We start from the raw sequence: 17,656 nt of genomic DNA, 5'->3' as shown, positions 1-17,656 counted from the left end.
CCGCAGAATAACCAATTCCGAATGTGAAAAAAAATTAAAAAAAATACTACATTTGTGAAAATCACAAAATCATGCATCAGGAAGCTTTATTAAAGGAGATCCGAAGAAAAATCGGGGACAGGTCTTTGAATGATGAGATTGCTAATATTCTCAATATCAGCTATGATGCAGCCCATCGTAGGACTTCTCTGAAAGCAAAATTCAGCTTTGAAGAAGCGTTGGAACTGGCCAGATATTATCAAATTTCGCTGGACCAGTTTCTGGGCACAGAAAATCAATTGGTTGTGAAGAGAACACAGCCGGTAAGAACCACAGAAGACCTTTTAAATTACTTTGAGAATTCGCTTAAGATTCTAAATGTTTTTCAGAATATAACAGATTCCAAGGTATTTTATTCCGCCAAGGATATTCCGTTTTTTTATACTATTTCCGATACAATTCTTTCCCGCTTTAAGTTTTATGTCTGGATGAATTTATTAAATCAGGATAAGTTTTTAAGTCCTTTTCATGAGTTTACCATGGAGTATCATTCTGTAAAAAATGAAATGCTCAAGGATTTATATGACAAGCAAAATGTGACAGAAATATGGAATGATACTACAATCATGAGTGCTTTAAGGCAAATTTCCTTTTATTTCGAAATTGGATTATTAAAAGGAAGTGATGCCTGCCTGATTCTGGATGATCTTAAAAAATTACTGGAAGGGATTGAAAATAAAACACTGGAAAAAACTAATTTTCAGATATATGTGAATGATTTAGTAATTTTAAACAACAGTATTTTATTTAAAAATGAGCAGCAATGTTCTTTTTTTGTTCCTTTCAGCATGTTTGGATATATGATGACTAATGATAAGCTCACTTGTGAAGATTCTCTGAGTTATTTTGAACATCAGATCAAAAACTCAAAGTCTTTAAATGAGTCCGGAAACCGTGAAAGGAAAGTATTTTTCAATAAAATGTATGAACAGATTGAACGGTTAAAACAAAATTTATCATGAATACTTTACGTAACGGCGAATATTTTGGTCAGACCAATGAGCTTGTTAATTTGGAAGGATTAATCATTACAGATACTGAATATACGCACCCTTACGTAGATTGGCATTATCATGAAAATGCATATTTTACTTTTTTGCTTCAGGGAAATATGATTGAAGGAAATAAAAAAGAAAGCTACGAATGTTCTGCAGGCACCTTGCTATACCATCACTGGGAAGATCCGCACTACAACATTAAGCCGGATATATTTACAAGAGGTTTTCATATTGAAATTTCGCAAAAATGGTTTGATCAGTTTGATTTTCAAAAAAATAATACGGAAGGAAGTTTTAACATACAGGACCCTTCTTTAAAATTATTGATTTATAAAATTTTCAGGGAAAACCAAGAGAGAGATAATGCTTTTGAACTATCTATTCATCAACTTCTGTTAAATTTATTCAGTCAGTTCATTATTCAAAAGGACAAAACAGAAAGGAAACCAGTATGGGTGGGCTTGATCAATGAAATTTTACACGAAAGCTTTACTGAAAAATTAAGTCTTACTGATCTTTCTGCAACTTTAAACATTCATCCGATTCATTTAAGTCGCGATTTTCAAAAATATTTTCATTGTAATTTGGGGGAATATATCAGAAAACTGAAATTGAACAAATCACTGGAACTCCTAACCAGAAAGGATTCGTTAACGGATATTGCTCTGGAGTGCGGGTTTTCAGATCAAAGCCATTTCATTCGTTGTTTTAAAGAAAATATTGGAGTAACCCCTCTGAAATACAGAAATCTTCTAAGAAAATAGGGATGTTAATTTTGTTCTATTTTATAAGATAATTGCTTTTTATTTTTGCTAAAATATTTTTAAAATGAAGCCTATAATACTGCTGATCTTTATTTTCACATTTTATCTTTATCCGGCACAAAGCCAAAATATTTTTATCCCAGAGAAAATTGAAAATCCGATTCAGAAAAAATATTCGGGAAAAATTATTTTTCTTGACAAAACGATCAGTCTTGAAAACTTAAAGGAGGACCATATTCTTTCCTCTTCAATTTTTCAGGAAGATAAAGACCTTGGTATTCATGCTTTTTTTGATAATTCTCTGGTAAATTACCTGCATCAGATTGAGCCCAAGCTTACTGCTGATGAACTCCTTAAAAATGGAAATTTTCAATTCACATTTTATGTTGATGGGAAACTGATTTACAAAGAAAACCTCAATACAGGGGCAGGTACCCCGGAAAATAAGAAAACAAAAACCAGCCTGAGAATTCCTCTCACCAGCAGCAAGAATGAAGATTCATGGGGGAGATATTTATGGATGCGTTTTTATTTAATTCATAACGGAATTGATGCTTTAACAAGCGGAAATCATGTTTTAAAAATTGAAATCCGTCCCTATTTAAAAACCGTATCACTACAAACAGGACCTGTTATTGCAGAAGGGGAGATAAATATTAATGTTCCTCAAAAAAATATTTCTGAGCAACAGATAGCTGTTCAACCTATTCAGCCTAAGAGTGGATGGCATGCTTCCGGAGAAAAATTTGATATTGAAATCATTAAAAATTTAAACAAAAAGATTGCAGAAGAAAGATTCAAGAACTTAACAAGCATTATTGTTGTAAAGAATGGAAAACTCCTGATGGAAGAGTATTTTAATCATTCGGGAAGAGATTCTTTACAGGATACACGATCTGTAGGCAAATCTTTTTCTTCAGCTTTGATGGGGATTGCAATAAAAGAAAACCATATAAAAAGTGAGACTCAAAATCTAAAAGACTTTTACAATGTAGAGTCATTTAAAAATTATTCTCCTAAAAAAGAAAGTGTTACCATCAAAAGCTTATTAACGATGAGTTCCGGTTTTGATGGGAATGATGAAGACAATGAATCTCCTGGCAATGAAGAAAACATGTATCCCACTGAAAATTGGGTGAAATTTGCATTAGATCTACCTATGACAGGCAATACAATTGGGAAAAAATGGAGCTACTTTACTGCCGGTGTTGTAATAACGGGAGATATTTTAGACAAGACGGTTCCAAAAGGTCTAGAAAATTATGCTGACAAAAAACTATTCCAACCCCTTGGAATAAAGGATTATAAGTGGCAGTTTACTCCTCAGAACAAACCATCTTTGGCAGGAGGATTAAGAATGAAAGCATTAGATTTTGCTAAATTTGGTCAACTGTATAAAAACAATGGGTTATGGAATGGGAAAACAGTTTTGGATAAAAACTGGGTTAGAAAATCCTTTACTAATTATTTTGCTGATCATCCAGATTTTGAGGGATATGGATATTTATTCTGGAGAAAAGTTTATAAAGTAGGAAATCAAAGTTTTGAAGCCTACCAATGCAGTGGAAATGGTGGCAACAAGATCGTTGTTTTCACCCATATACCTGTTGTCATCGTAATTACAGCTACAGCCTATAACAAGCCTTATGCTCATTCTCAGGTTGATAAAATGATACAGGAATACCTTTTGCCCGCACTTAATTATAAGTAGGGAGATTCATTGTCAGTAAAAATATAGTGGGAAAGATGTATCTTACTTAGTGTAAAATTTATTCGTCCTTTTTAGATGGAACCAGGAATACGTCCATCAGGCCTTCCGGCAACTGCATTTTAATAAATCTTTCTTCTCTGTTTACCTCAAGTACCCAATCTTTAATTAATGGAATAACGATTTCTCTTCCCTCAAAACCAAGGATGAAGTAGTTTTGCGCTGTCTGATCATTTACAGATCGTATAACACCACATTCGTTATCATTTTCATCAATGATATCATAACCTATGATTTCATGATAATAGAATTGTTTTCCTGAAAGTTTAGGCAATGTAGTCAATGGCAGGTAAACACTTTTACCAAGAACCTGATCTACTATTGCTTCAGAAGAGTTTTTGAATGCAAGATTCAGAGCATCTAGTTTGCTCCATGATGATTTTTCAATAAAAAATGGAACCAATAATCCGTTGATTTCAACGAATATTGATTCCAATTTATTGTAAAGCTCGGGTTGGTCGGTATCTAATTTAAGGATAACGTTACCCGCAAGTCCATGTCTGCGTGTGATTTTTCCTAAAAAATAGCAATCTTCTTTACGCATAACAGGAAATGTTCTTAAGCTTCAGTGTTTTCTTCAGTTTCAGCAGCAGGAGCTTCTCCTTCTGTAGCTTCAACAACTTCTTCAGCAGGTGCGTTTGCAGCTTCTTCAGCAGCTTTAGCATCAGCCTCAGCTTGTGCAGCAGCAGCTACTCTAGCTTCGTTTACTTTTACTTCAGCTTCTAATGCAGCTTTCTTAGCATCAGCTTTAGCAGTAGCTAAACCTTCTACTTTACCTTGAACTTTAGATTCTTTAGATTCTAACCAAGCATTGAATCTTTTTTCAGCTTCAGCTTGATCAAAAGCACCTTTAGCTACACCACCTTGTAAGTGTTTTTTGTAAAGAGCACCTTTGTAAGAAAGAATAGCTCTAGCAGTATCAGTTGGCTGAGCACCGTTGTTTAACCACTGTACAGCAGAGTCAACGTTCAATTCGATAGTTGCTGGGTTAGTAATTGGGTTGTAAGTTCCTAGTTTCTCGATGAATCTACCATCTCTTCTAGCTCTAGAATCTGCAACCACGATGTGGAAAAAAGGTTTTCCTTTTTTACCGTGTCTTTGTAATCTGATTTTTACTGACATAATGTTTGAATTTTACGGGAACTCGTCCCAGTTAAATATTTAAGAGTGCAAAGATAAATAAAAATTCTAATGTAACAATCTAAAAATGTAAGAAATTCTATCTTTTTCTTATTTGTTTCCATCAAATGTTTCTTCCTTTCCATTTGAATGAAGTTTATAAATATTTGTAGCTTCATCCAAAACAATTTCATCATATTGTAAGGGGAATATTGTTTTACCCTCAATATCTATAATTCCAAACTTCTTATTGATCTCTACAATAAAGTATTTTGCGGTTTTGTAGCGAAGCAAATATCCACTATCACTTCTCTGTCTATAGCGCATCCCAATGGTATCTATGGAATCATATATAAAGGGAGTCACTTCTTTTCCATCCTTTATTAATCCCCATTTATTATTGACGTACGCCATGATTACATTATTATAAATATTGGGATAAGAATATTTATCTACCAAGGACATTCCATTTCTGAAATAGAACGTTTTTTTACCCAAGCTATCACTTAAAACAAGAGTAAAGCCATTATTCACAATGAGATCGTTCTTTGTTTTTAGGGCAAGCTTGTATTGATTATCAGAATCAAGAACGTAGATAGATTTCTCTCCTTTGTTAACTGCTACAAAAGTGTCTTCTGATATGAAGTTGATCTGATCTGCAGCGGTAGGCAAAATAACCTTATCTAAATAAAATACATTAGTCTTACCGGATTTTGTCAGGCTATAACGGTCTTTACCCTCTTCCCAAACATTATCATATTCAGCTTTAAGCACTATATTTTCACGGTTCCTAATGCCTAGTTTCTTTCCCTCTAAGAATGGATAAGTATTAAATTTTGGTACAATTTCCTGGGCATAATTTGCTTGAAAAAATACCATTCCAAACAGAGCAAGGAATAATCTTTTACTCATATAAAATCTAATCAATATTTCCCATGTAGAAAAGTCCCAGACACTTTTGGTTTTCTTCAATTGTTAAAGATTCTTTCAAAGCATTAACAATTGCAGGAGAACTCCAGTAACAACCAACATTATTTGCCGTACAGCTTAGGTACATGTTCTGAACAGCCATTGAAGTAGCTGCTATTTCTTCCCATTCAGGAACCATTCCGCTGAAATTAACAATAATGGACACTACAACATTGGCTTTGTTGATTTTGAAACCGATGTCATTATATTTTTTTTCCAGAAAAAGTTGTTCGGGTTGGCTCGCTTTATAGATAGCCTGCATTTCTGAGGCTAGTTTTGCCTTTTCCTCACCTTTGAATATCTTGAAACGCCAAGGCTTTGTACGTTTATGATTGGGAGCTAAAGTCGCTGAATGTAAAATCTCGTCAATAACTTCCTGAGAAATTTCTGTGTCTGTATAGTCCTTTGGAAAAATACTTCTTCTTTGCTCTATTATTTCTTTTAAAACTGTTGCTTTATTCATACCTACAAATTTACAACATGAAATTTAAAGTGTTAAACATTTAAAAACCTATTTGCTATTTTTATAAGCTTTATAATTGCTCACAAAAAAAGTTATTAGAATGGTTAAGGCAAATAATCTAAACAACCATTTTTCATATGGCTGTCCATTTGTGGGATCTATTATATACAAAACAATGAAACAGATAACATATACTATTCCTGCAAGAATCCAGCTATATTTGGGATCAGGATATTCTTTGACGGTACTTGCTTTGTTATAATTAAAAATTGAAAGCAGTTTATGCTTATCCCAAATTACCAATATAACAACTGCAATCATCATTAAAGATGTTATTACCCATGTTCCCGTAAATGAAAGACTGATTGTGATGATCCATATATTAGTCAGTATGGCTAGAAATATTAAGACTCCTAATGTAGCATAGCGTTGTGTTATCAGCAAAATTCCTGCTGTTATCTGCGCCAATCCTAAAAAATTCCAGTAGGAGCCAGACTGATACAAAGCCTCAAAAAAATACCCAATTGGGTTGTCTGTTGAAATCCGAGTGAACCTCTCTCCCATAAGCTTTACCAGTCCAAATGGAAAAAAAGCAAATCCCATCAAATATCTCAGATGTATAATTATCCAATGATTTAATCTGCTGGTTCTTAAACTGTCAAATTTCATAGCAAAATATTTTGAAGCCCAAAGTATTAAATAAAAATAAAAACTTCAAATAAATTTGAAAATTGCCTTTTATAGAACCATTCACCATTCACTTGTGAAGCATAATTAGCCATTAACATTTATAATACTTCTATGATCTTCTGATGAATTTTGTTTAGGGTAAACTCGTCTCCTGCTTTCATTCCCATTAATTTTTTAGCCATGGGGCTTTCAGGAGAGATAGCATAAAACCGATCACCCTCGAAGAAAAACTCACCCAATGAAACAGAAATATAAAAACGGGCTTTATTGGTAATAACCAAAGAGCCAAGCTGAACTCTTTCTGTAGAGGTATTCAGGACTTTGGCCATATTCTTTTTAAGATCGTTCAAGGCTCCAAGCTGGCGTTGCATCTGGTAAATTTCCTCCTGCATTTCCTCTCTCATACTGTCATACTTCGGCGTTTTTTTGATGTCACGGCTTGCTTCCTGGGTAAATTCTATAAAATTTTTAAGCTTCTCAATTTTCTCTGCAATAGTAGTGTTTACAAAGTCCCTGATACCACTTTTTTCAAATACAATCTTCTCCATAAATCGATTCTTTATATAAAGATAATATTTTTTAGAATAATTAGTTCCGGCTTAACATAAAATAACTCTATTCAAAATTTTCTACTATATCTAAAAATTATGTATAGATTTGGTTCCTTAAAAACTAAAATCATGTTTAAAGCACCATTTTCATTTGACGGAAGAATTAGAAGAACAGAATACGGACTATCCTACCTTATTTATTTGGTATTTTCTGTTCCTTTCAATATTTACTTTCAGACTACTCCAGAACCATCTGGAATGGTAATGTTATTTTTCTTTGTTCTCCTCATTCCCTTTCTTTGGTTCCTTCTTGCACAAGGTTCAAAAAGATGTCATGATAGAGGAAACTCCGGTTGGTATCAATTAATTCCTTTTTACGGTTTGTGGATGTTATTTGCAGACAGCGATCACGGTTCAAATCAATATGGACCCAATCCTAAGGGCCAAGGAAACTTTGACCCCATTAGCGAAATTGGTAAAAAAGAAATGTAATAAAAAAGCCTTGTATTATTTTACAAGGCTTTCTTTTTATTTTTCTGATAGTTTCTTGAGATCATCAAGTCCCTGTCCAAACATTTTATCCATATTATGATCCATCATGGGCTTCATCACCTTCATCATGGTATTCAACTCATTATCAATCTTCCATGTTACCTTTGTTCCATTACCTTCAGGAGTCAGAACAAAAGTTCCTTTAGCATTCCCATCAAAAGGCTGAATAAAATGAAGCGCAGTGACCAATTTTTCATTGGGTACAATTTCGGTGATAGATTGCTCTCCCTCACTGTCATCACCTTTCCAATGGTAGGAATCTCCCATTTTATCTCCTTCTCCGGAATAGGTAATTGTAATGTTTTTTATTTCTTTCGAAAAAGGATCCCACATATTATATCCCTTTAAGGAACCTACATATTGCCATACCTTTTCCTTTGGAGCATTGATGACAACGGATTTTTCATAATGATAATCTTTGCTAAAAGCCAGGATAGCGATTACAGCGTATACAATAATCAAAAGAATGATTATGCCTATAATCTTTAAGAGTGTTTTCATAGTCTATATATTTAAGGTTATTTATTTTAAATATGATTACTGAACCTGTTCTCAAAATTAAATATTCCGACATCACCCGCTCTTTCCATATGACAAGATTATCTAAAGTTAATGCATTTTTGTCATAACTTGGTATCCGGGCATTATTTTTGTGCATTACAGCTAAGATTCTTTGATGAATCGCTACATTTACCTTAACTAAAAATCGGAAAAATGAATATTTTAACAGAAAAATTTAACACTCCATATCATTCAGCACCATTCGGTGATCTTAAAAATGAAGATTATCTTCCTGCTTTTAAAGAATTAATTCAAAAATCTGAAGAAGAAATCAATGCCATTGTTAACAATTCTGACGCTCCAACTTTTGAAAATGTTATTGAAGCATTAGCATATTCGGGTGAGCAATTGGATGTGGTTTCCAATATATTTTTCAATTTAAATTCTGCAGAAACCAGTGATCAGCTTCAGCAGATTGCTCAGGAGGTTTCTCCAATTTTAACGGAATATTCTTCAAAAATATCTCAAAATGAAGCTCTTTTCAACAAAATCAAAAAAGTATATGATGAAAAGGAAAAATATAACCTTAATGAAGAGCAGACAATGCTTTTGGACGAAACCTACAAGGGTTTTGTAAGAAATGGAGCTCTATTGAACGAGGAAGACAAGGAAAAACTAAAGAAAATCAGCATGGATCTTTCTCTAAAATCTCTGCAATTCGGACAAAATGTATTGGCTTCTACCAATGCTTATTTTAAACATATTACCAATAAAGAACAATTAGCAGGAATTCCTGAGGCTATTATTGAGCAATATGCAGAAGAAGCCAAAGAAAGAAACCTTGAGGGATGGGTGATTACCCTGCAATATCCAAGTTATATACCGTTCATGACCTATGCAGAAAACCGTGACCTGAGAAAGGAACTGGCATTGGCCAATGGTAAGAAATCTTTTGATGGTGGAGAATTTGACAATCAGAATCTCATTAAAGAACTTCTTCATTTAAAACAGCAAAAAGCTGAACTTTTAGGATATAAGAGCTATGCAGATTTTGTTCTTGAGGAAAGAATGGCGAAATCCCCTGTAAAGGTTTTTGACTTTTTAAATGAACTTTTAACCAAGGCAAAACCTTACGCTGCAAAAGAGGTTGAAGAATTGCAATCTTTGGCTAAAGCTGACGGAATTGATGAAATACAAGGCTACGATCATGCTTTCTATGCTGAAAAACTTCGTAAGGAGAAGTACGATTTTAATGATGAGGAATTGAAACCTTACTTTCCATTAGACCAAGTACAGGATGCTGTTTTCGGGCTATCCGGAAAACTGTTCGGGTTGACTTTTGAGGAAAGAAATGACATTCCGAAATACCATGAAGACGTAAAAGTGTATGAAGTAAAAGAGAACGGAACTTACAAATCTCTGTTATACGTTGATTATTTCCCAAGAAAAGGGAAAAGAGCCGGAGCATGGATGACCAGTTATAAAAATCAATACAAGCAAAAGGGAGAAAACTCACGCCCACATATCTCTATTGTTTGTAATTTCAGTAAACCAACCAAGGATACACCTAGTTTATTGACTTTCCAGGAGGTGACAACTTTGTTCCATGAATTTGGTCACGCACTTCACGGAATGATGGCGGATACTCAGTACCCTACTCTTTCCGGAACTTCTGTAAAATGGGATTTTGTAGAACTGCCTTCTCAGTTTTTAGAAAACTTCTGCTACGAGCCTGAATTTCTGAAAACGTTTGCCAAGCACTATAAAACAGGAGATGTACTTCCTGACGAAAAAATTAAAAAAATTGAGCAGTCCAAAAGCTTCATGGAAGGCTATCAGACGTTGAGACAAATAGGTTTTGGGCTTCTGGATATGAACTATCATACAAAAATTGCAGAACTTGAAAATGAAAGCGTGAAAGCATTTGAAGATAAATACACCAAAGCTACAGCTCTTTATCCTACCAATCCTGAAACAGCAATGAGTCCAAGCTTTTCACACATTTTCCAGGGTGGATATTCTGCAGGATACTACTCTTACAAATGGGCAGAAGTGCTGGATGCTGATGCATTCCAGTATTTTAAGGAAAACGGAATATTTAATGCTGAAATTGCAGCTAAATATAAAGTACTTCTTTCTTCAGGAGGAACTAAGGATCCGATGGAATTATATAAGAATTTCAGAGGCAGTGAACCAAAAGTAGAAAGCTTATTGAAGAGAGCATTTGGATAGGAAAACATTAAAATACATTTCAAAATAAATGAACAGCATATCGCAAAGACTTGAAAATGTTAAAAAACTTCAGGCAAAAAGATGGCAGAATGAAGATCATTGGGATACTTTAAACGATCTTTTGGTTAAAGAACTGGATGAAATTTTACTTATTGAACCTGAAAATACCTCTGCGCTAATCAACATTGGCGCAGTTTATTCTGATATGGGAGAAAATGAGAAAGCTTTGTATTATTTAAAAAAAGCCTTAAAGCTAGGTTCAGAAGATAAAAACCTTTTTGTCAACCTGGCAATTGTTATGATTTATATGGAGAAGCATCAGGCAGAATATTTAGAATATCTCGAAGAAGCTGAAGGTAAAGTTGAAAACTCTCTTACTTTTAAAGCTTATTTCGATCCACAATCTCATTAAAGCAAATTGTAGAAAAATTAGGTACAGTTAATGAAATAAATAAGCTGAAAACCAATATCTTTAAAATAATAATTTATTTAATTTTTAAAATCTTTAAACCATGTTATTAGCTATTTTACTTCCTTTCTTCTCTTTTATGATCCGTGGAAAGGTACTTACCGGAATCATTTGCCTGATTCTACAGATTACTTTAATAGGCTGGCTTCCTGCTGCAATTTGGGCCGTCTTATCATTAAACAATGAAAGAGCCGATAACCGAAACAAAGAATTAATTCGTGCCATGCGCCAAAATCAAAGGTAAAATCACTTTTGATTATAAAAATTTATCAATCCTTTATTCATGTAAAGGATTTTTTGTTTTAAAAATCTTTCAGTTTATAATTGTAATTTTATTATCCTTTATTATTGAAAGTCAATAGTAAAAATAACAGCAAAATTTCCTTATTCTATGAAAGAAAATAAATACGATAACCAGTCGTTTTTCGACCAGTACGAAAAAATGCTCCGATCCCAGATTGGGTTGGAAGGAGCCGGAGAATGGCATGCCTTAAAAGAGATGTTACCCGATTTTAAAGGAAAAAATATTCTTGACCTTGGCTGTGGTTTTGGATGGCACTGCCGCTACGCAATGGAAAACGGTGCAAAATCCGTCGTGGGAATAGATCTTTCGGAAAAAATGCTCACTAAGGCAAGAGAAATCAATAGTCTTGAGGGAATTCAATATGAAAGAAAAGCCTTAGAGGACATTAACTACCCTGCTGAAAAATTCGATCTTGTTTTAAGTTCTCTGACACTGCATTATGTGGAATCCTTTGGTAGTATTGCTCAAAATATTTATCAATGGCTAACCTCTGGAGGACGCTTTGTTTTCTCAGTGGAACATCCTGTATTTACAGCTGAGGGAAGTCAGGATTGGGTTTATGATAAAAATGGTGACAAGACATGCTGGCCGGTTGATCGATATTTTATGGAAGGAAAAAGAAATACTACCTTTCTGGGAGAAAATGTTATCAAATACCACAGAACACTGACCTCCTATTTGAATACTTTGTTAGCACAGGGTTTCAAAATCCGGGAAATTATTGAACCCGAACCTAGCCGGGAAATGCTCAATGAGATCCCAGAAATGAAAGATGAACTCCGCAGGCCCATGATGCTGTTGATCTCTGTAGAAAAATAAAATACCTTTTTTGATGCCTGAAAAACAATTGTCTATTTTTCTCTCAAACTATATTGCATTACATAGTAATTAAAATAATTTATATCTTTGTATAACAAAATACATAAATATGATTATTATAAAAACTATAACCATGCTGATTCCGCTGTTCATTTTAGGCGGTACAATTAATGCACAAGTACATACAAAGAAGTATGAAAAGAAAATAGACAGCCTTATTCTTACGGGATTTGGAAATAAAAATGAACCGGGAGGTGTTTTTATGGTAACCCAAAAAGGGAAAAGCCTTTATCGTAAAGCCTTTGGAAAGGCCAATTTGGAGCTGGATGTCAACATGACCCCCGATAATGTCTTCCAAATAGGCTCCATGACCAAACAATTTACGGCTGTGGCTATTTTGATGCTGGAGCAACAAGGGAAGCTTCATGTAAATGATCCTGTTTCAAAATATATCAAGGATTATCCGAACGGGGATAAGATTACTATTCATCATCTTCTCACCCACACGTCAGGAATCAGGGATTTTACAAAAATGAAATCACTCCCATCCATTGCACAAAAAGAAATGGAACCTAAAGCCATTGTGGATTTCTTCAAAAACGAACCGGCAGATTTTGCTCCAGGCGAGAAGTTCGATTATAATAATTCTGGATATGTGATGTTGGGACATATTATAGAAATTGTTTCCGGAGATACCTACGAAAATTTTATTCAAAAAAACATTTTTGACAAAACAGGAATGTCAAAGTCTTATTATGCCTCGGACCGAAAAATTATACCTCAAAGAGCTTATGGTTATCATAAAAAAGAACAGGGATTTGTCAATAAAACAATGATAAGCTTTAGTATTCCTTTCTCCGCAGGTTCATTGATGTCTACTGTAGATGACATGTTGAAATGGCAACAGGCATTAAACAAAAATATTCTTTTAAAGCCTGAAGAAGTTCAAAAGGCATTTCAAAGTTATAAACTAAACAACGGCGATGAATTCACCTATGGATATGGATGGCATCTGAAAAAAATCAATGGAACTCCGGACCGCGAACATGGTGGAAATATATTTGGATTTAAAAGCATGGGAGTTTACATTCCCGATGAAGATATTTACGTGATAGGCTTAAGTAACTGTGATTGCCACTCTCCAACCGACATTACCAGAAATATTGCCCAAATCACTTTAGAAGAATTAAAAACCTCAGCAAAGAAGCCCTAAAAATAGAGCGTAGATGATTTTTCTATGTTAGTTTTTTCTTTTAGGAAGAACATTTGCCGGTACTTTAATAACAACAGCCATGGCAAAAACCAAACAAACAATATTAATGATTACAGTTGCTGAAAAAGCATTATGGTAATCCTGTATTAAAGGTTTTTTTCCAAGAAAATAATAAAAAACACTTCCAATGGCTACAATGCCAATAATGGCCGCAATCTGTTGAAATGTATTATAAACACCTGATGCATTTCCCATCAGTTTTTCTGACATACCGGATAAAGCAATATTCGCCAGTGACGGAATGATGGAACCTACTCCGACCCCGTGCAGGAACAACAATAGGCATAAAAGATAAAAGTCTGTTGATGTTTGGAAGAATAAAATCTGAAAAAATAGAATCATAATAATAAACCCTAATCCTACAATCAATGCTTTTTTACCATATTTTAAAATGAATTTTATGGAAAAAACGGAAGCCAAAATAAATCCAGATCCCTGAAAAACAATGATTTCTCCTGCATTCAGGGGACTCATTTTTAATCCATCCTGGAAAAATAATGAGAGAATGTAAAAATAGGAATCGAGCATAATAAAAAAGAAAGAAACCGCTATAATCCCCAGGTTAAAGTTTTTATATTGAAACAACTTAAAATCAATTAAGTATGATTTTTTTTTCTTCAGTTTATCCTTCTGATTTTTTATAAAGAATATTAAAATACAGGCAGAAACAGCAACCAGCAATATATTTTGAATGGTAAACCCATCTTTTTCGGAATCCGTTAAAGCATACGTAGCTCCAAAAAGTCCTGCAGACAATACCAAAACGCCCCAGACATCAAAAGATTGGCTTTCTTCTGTCTTTGACTCATCCAATTGTTTTAAACTATAAAAAACAGCAAGAAGACAAATAGGAATATTGATGAGAAAAATAAGCCTCCAAGACTCTTCAAATATCGTTAATGAAGAAAAATACCCTCCTAAAAACTGGCCTAAAATAGTTCCTATTCCAATTGTAATTCCATACCATCCCATTGCTTTTGTACGTTCTTCATGCTCCGGAAATAAAGTCTGTATCATGGAAAGTACCTGTGGAGACATCATTGCAGCGCTTACTCCCTGTATCAATCTTGAAGTAATAAGCTGAGCAGCTCCTGATGAAATCCCACAGGCTATGGAACTGATCATGAAAAATATAAGCCCGATATTGAAGATTTTTTTCCTGCCATATAAATCACCTAATCTCCCTCCGGTAATCAGAAAGGAAGCAAAACCAATAAGATATGCCGCTATAATAAACTGCATTTCCCCATTGGAGGCATGAATGCTCTGTTGTATAGAAGGAATGGATACGTTAATAATAAAAATATCCATTATAGTTAACAGTTGTCCAAAAAGTATAACAATTAATTTCAGAGAGTTATGTTTCATTTTTATATAGATATATCTATTTTTTATAATTAAAAAAAATTAAGGTAATAAACCCTTAATCATTTTTTTCACCTGATCGAAAGAATCATTCTTTTTAGAAATTGTGGAAGTAACTACCGCTCCCTCTATTAAAAGGAAAACTTGATCTGCCATTAAGCTGGCATCTTCCAATTGATGTTTATCACTGTATTCTTTTACAATGATTCGGATCATTTCTTTTTGTTTATCCTTATGTTTTTTAACAAAATCTGAGACCACTGCATTCCCGTCTCCTATTTCAGAGATAATTTTGATGAAATGACATCCTGCAAACCCTGAAGACTGCTGTAGTTTTTTTCGATAATCAATCACCGCAATAATTTTTTCCTTTGGTTCCTCAATATTGGCGATACTCTTTTCAAAGCCTTCAAACCAACCTATCTCTTCTTGAATCAAATATGCCTGAAGAAGGTCATTTTTGGATGAAAAATGATTGTACAAGGAGCCAATAGCGATATCAGCTTCTGCAATAATCTGATTAATCCCTGTAGAATTATATCCTTGCTTATAGAAGAGTTCTGAGGCTACCCTAATGATTCTGTCGTGAACTTTTTCTTTTTTCATTCTAAAATTTTTACAAATCTACATAAAAAATAGATAAGTCTATCTATTTTTAGATTAAGGAAAAATTGTATTTTTAAATAGGATTAAAGAATAACCTTTAAACAGTAAAAAACAAACCATGTTCAACTTATTTAAGAAGAAAAAAAATAAAGCTAGTATTCTTTCTATAACAGTTCCGGATCAGGGATGGAATAAATTATCAGAAGATGAAGATGCTGTCAGATGGGTTAACCCACAGCAGTCTGCCCTTATTGTTTTGCACTTTTTTGATAAAGAACCTGATCTTCCTACTGCAAAGGATCTGGATTATCTGAAAAAGTTTTACAGAAATATTGCAGCCACTTCCAATGGGGGTACCATAGAAACAGATATTCTTCATATTCATGATATTCCTGCGGTAAAAACCATTATTAAAATTCCGCAACAGGAAACAGGAATGGTCTACATTGCATCCCTAACGATTCCTTTTGAAAATTGCAGCTATGTTGTAAAAATTCAGGCGAATGAAATTGGTATTACGGGAATGAGGGATGCTGTTATTCTGAGCAGATTGATGGAAACCGGGGAAGTAGAATTAGATGAAGAAACCATGACTAACTGGTTTGAAGACCCTTATGATGCAGACTTTAAACAAGGAACTCCCATGAATAAGTCGGAACTGGAAAAATATGACCCTGAATTTCCGGAACATCCTCTTTCTGTAGCAAGATACCTGATTAAGAAAATAGCTGCTGAAATGGTATTTGATCCAACCATAAAGGAACTGCCATCATTTAAAAAATAATTTCAAAATAAGAAACGGCTTGAATAGAATCATCTCTATGAGTTTGCAGCAGTCATTATTACTATTTTTAATTTTGACCTGTATATCTTGTAACCAGCCACAGAAAACCTTTCCCACAAAAGTTATGAGCAAGACTAATCCTGTTGTTTATTTCGAAATCCCTGTTAATGATCTTGAACGCGCCGAAAAATTTTATTCTGCTGTTTTTAATTTTAGCTTTGACAAGGAGATTATTGATCATTATGAAATGGCATTATTCCCTTTTGAGGATAAAAACAGTGGCATCACCGGTGCTTTAGCCAAAGGAGATGTGTATAAACCCTCAAAAAGTGGTGTTATTATTTACTTTAAAACGGAAAATATTGAGGTTACTTTAAACAAGGTGGTTCAACAGGGAGGAAAGATACTCTACCCCAAGAAAACTGACGAAAAATATGGTTTTGCCGTGGCTGAATTTGAAGATTCAGAGGGAAACAGGATAGCCCTTCATGAGACTCTTTAACTTATTGATATTGAGAATTAAAAATTTCATAGAGCTATAATTTTCCTTTCCATTCAATACATAATACTTTTTGGAGGTAGTTTCTGCATATTTTGTATCTTTAATTACCATTTTATAAAATTATTTGGTCAATAGACATGGCAGAAGAACTTTATTTCATCAAAACCAATCCGAATATTGCCAAAATTAATTTGTACAATAAACTCTGCCGTGAAGAAGAAAATATCTTAACCTTTTTGCAACCTAGCGGAAAAGCCAGCCTTGAGATCATTAAAGATAAGGTAAAAGACTCTGTGGAAGAGCTAACCAAAGCGGAACTGTTAAGTATTTTTTCATGGTTCAGCAAAATGTATCACTCGGATGATGAGGAAATAAAGACTCAATTATTCATCCACGGAATAGATCTTTTTTATGAAATTCCGTCTACCCATCATGTGGAAAACTTTCTACAGATTCTGTCCAATTATGAAAAACTCTTTCAGCAAGATCTCAATTATATCGTTAATGCTGAAAATTTTAACCAGTTTCTGGTCTACGGAATCTTTTTAACGGAAATAATCAACAAGGAACAGGGTAAAGAAAATATTCTTTATGACTATCTGAAGTCTGATTATCAGTCTTTATATGTACTCGCCGAAAAGCAAGCAAACTTAGAAACTTTCGAGAAAAATGATAACGCGAATCTGCAACATTATTTCAGTGATTTGTATGATTTAACCAAGTTTTATAAAGGTTCCATTATCCAGCTTTAATATAAAAAAAGCATTTCTTTATCATCATTTAACACTTCAAAATCTAACACTCATTCATCATTGATATGAGTGATTTTTTATTTCTTACTTATTCCTTTTTGCGGCAATACTGAAGAAATATTTTTCATAAAGTCAT

The 17,656-nt window shown here is 33.8% G+C and carries 21 protein-coding genes; 12 read left to right on the top strand and 9 right to left on the bottom strand.

Features of this window, described 5'->3' with window-relative positions; genetic code table 11:
* Nucleotides 1–71 precede the first annotated feature (71 nt).
* From C7D53_RS02775 to C7D53_RS02765, 3 genes are all read left to right on the top strand, one after another.
* Nucleotides 72–1,001, top strand: coding sequence for a helix-turn-helix domain-containing protein (locus C7D53_RS02775; protein ID WP_106914862.1), 930 nt, complete (start codon nt 72–74; stop codon nt 999–1,001).
* Nucleotides 998–1,801, top strand: coding sequence for a helix-turn-helix transcriptional regulator (locus C7D53_RS02770; RefSeq protein WP_106914861.1), 804 nt, complete (start codon nt 998–1,000; stop codon nt 1,799–1,801). The genes C7D53_RS02775 and C7D53_RS02770 overlap by 4 nt, the downstream gene beginning before the upstream one ends.
* Before the next feature lie 64 nt (nt 1,802–1,865).
* Entirely contained in the window at nt 1,866–3,512 is a 1,647-nt protein-coding gene (locus tag C7D53_RS02765) for a serine hydrolase domain-containing protein (protein WP_106914860.1), read from the top strand.
* A 58-nt stretch (nt 3,513–3,570) separates the two neighbouring features.
* On the opposite strand, the gene rimM is transcribed toward C7D53_RS02765, so the two are convergent.
* From rimM to C7D53_RS02735, 6 genes are all read right to left on the bottom strand, one after another.
* On the bottom strand, nt 3,571–4,113 hold the full coding sequence (gene rimM, locus C7D53_RS02760; RefSeq protein ID WP_106914859.1) for a ribosome maturation factor RimM: 543 nt from the start codon (nt 4,111–4,113) through the stop codon (nt 3,571–3,573).
* A 14-nt stretch (nt 4,114–4,127) separates the two neighbouring features.
* Nucleotides 4,128–4,691, bottom strand: coding sequence for a 30S ribosomal protein S16 (locus C7D53_RS02755; RefSeq protein ID WP_106914858.1), 564 nt, complete (start codon nt 4,689–4,691; stop codon nt 4,128–4,130).
* Between the two features lie 108 nt (nt 4,692–4,799).
* A complete protein-coding gene (locus C7D53_RS02750) occupies nt 4,800–5,600 on the bottom strand; it encodes a WG repeat-containing protein (protein WP_106914857.1) in 801 nt (266 codons plus the stop codon).
* Between the two features lie 7 nt (nt 5,601–5,607).
* The gene (locus C7D53_RS02745) at nt 5,608–6,120 is read right to left on the bottom strand and encodes a nitroreductase family protein (RefSeq protein WP_106914856.1); all 513 of its coding nucleotides are present in this window, start codon (nt 6,118–6,120) and stop codon (nt 5,608–5,610) included.
* A 48-nt stretch (nt 6,121–6,168) separates the two neighbouring features.
* On the bottom strand, nt 6,169–6,789 hold the full coding sequence (locus C7D53_RS02740) for a DoxX family protein (protein ID WP_106914855.1): 621 nt from the start codon (nt 6,787–6,789) through the stop codon (nt 6,169–6,171).
* 119 nt (nt 6,790–6,908) lie between these two features.
* Nucleotides 6,909–7,358 (bottom strand): GreA/GreB family elongation factor, encoded by a 450-nt coding sequence (locus tag C7D53_RS02735; protein WP_106914854.1) that lies wholly within the window; start codon nt 7,356–7,358, stop codon nt 6,909–6,911.
* 132 nt (nt 7,359–7,490) lie between these two features.
* Here C7D53_RS02735 and C7D53_RS02730 point away from each other — a divergent pair, with 132 nt between their 5' ends.
* On the top strand, nt 7,491–7,853 hold the full coding sequence (locus C7D53_RS02730) for a DUF805 domain-containing protein (RefSeq protein ID WP_106915554.1): 363 nt from the start codon (nt 7,491–7,493) through the stop codon (nt 7,851–7,853).
* A 36-nt stretch (nt 7,854–7,889) separates the two neighbouring features.
* On the opposite strand, the gene C7D53_RS02725 is transcribed toward C7D53_RS02730, so the two are convergent.
* Nucleotides 7,890–8,414 (bottom strand): SRPBCC family protein, encoded by a 525-nt coding sequence (locus C7D53_RS02725; RefSeq protein WP_106914853.1) that lies wholly within the window; start codon nt 8,412–8,414, stop codon nt 7,890–7,892.
* 213 nt (nt 8,415–8,627) lie between these two features.
* On the opposite strand from C7D53_RS02725, the gene C7D53_RS02720 reads away from it, so the two are divergent.
* The 5 genes from C7D53_RS02720 (at nt 8,628) to C7D53_RS02700 (ending at nt 13,451) form a co-directional block, all read left to right on the top strand.
* Nucleotides 8,628–10,646, top strand: coding sequence for a M3 family metallopeptidase (locus tag C7D53_RS02720; protein WP_106914852.1), 2,019 nt, complete (start codon nt 8,628–8,630; stop codon nt 10,644–10,646).
* Nucleotides 10,647–10,674: 28 nt separating this feature from the next.
* Complete coding sequence (locus C7D53_RS02715; RefSeq protein ID WP_106914851.1) at nt 10,675–11,058, top strand: tetratricopeptide repeat protein; 384 nt, start codon at nt 10,675–10,677, stop codon at nt 11,056–11,058.
* A gap of 100 nt (nt 11,059–11,158) precedes the next feature.
* On the top strand, nt 11,159–11,359 hold the full coding sequence (locus C7D53_RS02710; RefSeq protein WP_106914850.1) for a YqaE/Pmp3 family membrane protein: 201 nt from the start codon (nt 11,159–11,161) through the stop codon (nt 11,357–11,359).
* 147 nt (nt 11,360–11,506) lie between these two features.
* A complete protein-coding gene (locus C7D53_RS02705) occupies nt 11,507–12,238 on the top strand; it encodes a class I SAM-dependent methyltransferase (protein WP_106914849.1) in 732 nt (243 codons plus the stop codon).
* A gap of 109 nt (nt 12,239–12,347) precedes the next feature.
* Nucleotides 12,348–13,451, top strand: a complete 1,104-nt coding sequence (locus C7D53_RS02700) for a serine hydrolase domain-containing protein (RefSeq protein WP_228422155.1) — start codon at nt 12,348–12,350, stop codon at nt 13,449–13,451.
* A 27-nt stretch (nt 13,452–13,478) separates the two neighbouring features.
* On the opposite strand, the gene C7D53_RS02695 is transcribed toward C7D53_RS02700, so the two are convergent.
* Together C7D53_RS02695 and C7D53_RS02690 are read right to left on the bottom strand one after the other, a co-directional pair.
* Nucleotides 13,479–14,879: an MFS transporter gene (locus tag C7D53_RS02695; protein WP_106914848.1), complete on the bottom strand. Its 1,401-nt coding sequence runs from the start codon at nt 14,877–14,879 to the stop codon at nt 13,479–13,481.
* 39 nt (nt 14,880–14,918) lie between these two features.
* Entirely contained in the window at nt 14,919–15,482 is a 564-nt protein-coding gene (locus tag C7D53_RS02690) for a TetR/AcrR family transcriptional regulator (protein WP_106914847.1), read from the bottom strand.
* Nucleotides 15,483–15,600: 118 nt separating this feature from the next.
* Here C7D53_RS02690 and C7D53_RS02685 point away from each other — a divergent pair, with 118 nt between their 5' ends.
* The 3 genes from C7D53_RS02685 (at nt 15,601) to C7D53_RS02675 (ending at nt 17,520) form a co-directional block, all read left to right on the top strand.
* The gene (locus C7D53_RS02685) at nt 15,601–16,266 is read left to right on the top strand and encodes a hypothetical protein (protein WP_106914846.1); all 666 of its coding nucleotides are present in this window, start codon (nt 15,601–15,603) and stop codon (nt 16,264–16,266) included.
* A gap of 124 nt (nt 16,267–16,390) precedes the next feature.
* Complete coding sequence (locus tag C7D53_RS02680) at nt 16,391–16,768, top strand: VOC family protein (protein ID WP_106914845.1); 378 nt, start codon at nt 16,391–16,393, stop codon at nt 16,766–16,768.
* A 137-nt stretch (nt 16,769–16,905) separates the two neighbouring features.
* Nucleotides 16,906–17,520, top strand: a complete 615-nt coding sequence (locus C7D53_RS02675) for a hypothetical protein (RefSeq protein ID WP_106914844.1) — start codon at nt 16,906–16,908, stop codon at nt 17,518–17,520.
* Nucleotides 17,521–17,656 lie beyond the last annotated feature (136 nt).

It is taken from the genome of Chryseobacterium aurantiacum, from assembly GCF_003020585.1.
Classification (GTDB): Bacteria; Bacteroidota; Bacteroidia; order Flavobacteriales; family Weeksellaceae; genus Chryseobacterium; species Chryseobacterium aurantiacum.
The sequence above is the reverse complement of the archived record's forward strand: the minus strand, read 5'-3'. Positions and strand labels throughout refer to the sequence as shown.

Bases quoted from the DNA above. Each gene is read 5' to 3' on its own strand.
- C7D53_RS02775 (WP_106914862.1), top strand. From the start codon at position 72: ATGCATCAGGAAGCTTTATTAAAGGAGATCCGAAGAAAAATCGGGGAC.
- C7D53_RS02770 (WP_106914861.1), top strand. From the start codon at position 998: ATGAATACTTTACGTAACGGCGAATATTTTGGTCAGACCAATGAGCTT.
- C7D53_RS02765 (WP_106914860.1), top strand. From the start codon at position 1,866: ATGAAGCCTATAATACTGCTGATCTTTATTTTCACATTTTATCTTTAT.
- rimM (WP_106914859.1), bottom strand. From the start codon at position 4,113: ATGCGTAAAGAAGATTGCTATTTTTTAGGAAAAATCACACGCAGACAT.
- C7D53_RS02755 (WP_106914858.1), bottom strand. From the start codon at position 4,691: ATGTCAGTAAAAATCAGATTACAAAGACACGGTAAAAAAGGAAAACCT.
- C7D53_RS02750 (WP_106914857.1), bottom strand. From the start codon at position 5,600: ATGAGTAAAAGATTATTCCTTGCTCTGTTTGGAATGGTATTTTTTCAA.
- C7D53_RS02745 (WP_106914856.1), bottom strand. From the start codon at position 6,120: ATGAATAAAGCAACAGTTTTAAAAGAAATAATAGAGCAAAGAAGAAGT.
- C7D53_RS02740 (WP_106914855.1), bottom strand. From the start codon at position 6,789: ATGAAATTTGACAGTTTAAGAACCAGCAGATTAAATCATTGGATAATT.
- C7D53_RS02735 (WP_106914854.1), bottom strand. From the start codon at position 7,358: ATGGAGAAGATTGTATTTGAAAAAAGTGGTATCAGGGACTTTGTAAAC.
- C7D53_RS02730 (WP_106915554.1), top strand. From the start codon at position 7,491: ATGTTTAAAGCACCATTTTCATTTGACGGAAGAATTAGAAGAACAGAA.
- C7D53_RS02725 (WP_106914853.1), bottom strand. From the start codon at position 8,414: ATGAAAACACTCTTAAAGATTATAGGCATAATCATTCTTTTGATTATT.
- C7D53_RS02720 (WP_106914852.1), top strand. From the start codon at position 8,628: ATGAATATTTTAACAGAAAAATTTAACACTCCATATCATTCAGCACCA.
- C7D53_RS02715 (WP_106914851.1), top strand. From the start codon at position 10,675: ATGAACAGCATATCGCAAAGACTTGAAAATGTTAAAAAACTTCAGGCA.
- C7D53_RS02710 (WP_106914850.1), top strand. From the start codon at position 11,159: ATGTTATTAGCTATTTTACTTCCTTTCTTCTCTTTTATGATCCGTGGA.
- C7D53_RS02705 (WP_106914849.1), top strand. From the start codon at position 11,507: ATGAAAGAAAATAAATACGATAACCAGTCGTTTTTCGACCAGTACGAA.
- C7D53_RS02700 (WP_228422155.1), top strand. From the start codon at position 12,348: ATGATTATTATAAAAACTATAACCATGCTGATTCCGCTGTTCATTTTA.
- C7D53_RS02695 (WP_106914848.1), bottom strand. From the start codon at position 14,879: ATGAAACATAACTCTCTGAAATTAATTGTTATACTTTTTGGACAACTG.
- C7D53_RS02690 (WP_106914847.1), bottom strand. From the start codon at position 15,482: ATGAAAAAAGAAAAAGTTCACGACAGAATCATTAGGGTAGCCTCAGAA.
- C7D53_RS02685 (WP_106914846.1), top strand. From the start codon at position 15,601: ATGTTCAACTTATTTAAGAAGAAAAAAAATAAAGCTAGTATTCTTTCT.
- C7D53_RS02680 (WP_106914845.1), top strand. From the start codon at position 16,391: ATGAGCAAGACTAATCCTGTTGTTTATTTCGAAATCCCTGTTAATGAT.
- C7D53_RS02675 (WP_106914844.1), top strand. From the start codon at position 16,906: ATGGCAGAAGAACTTTATTTCATCAAAACCAATCCGAATATTGCCAAA.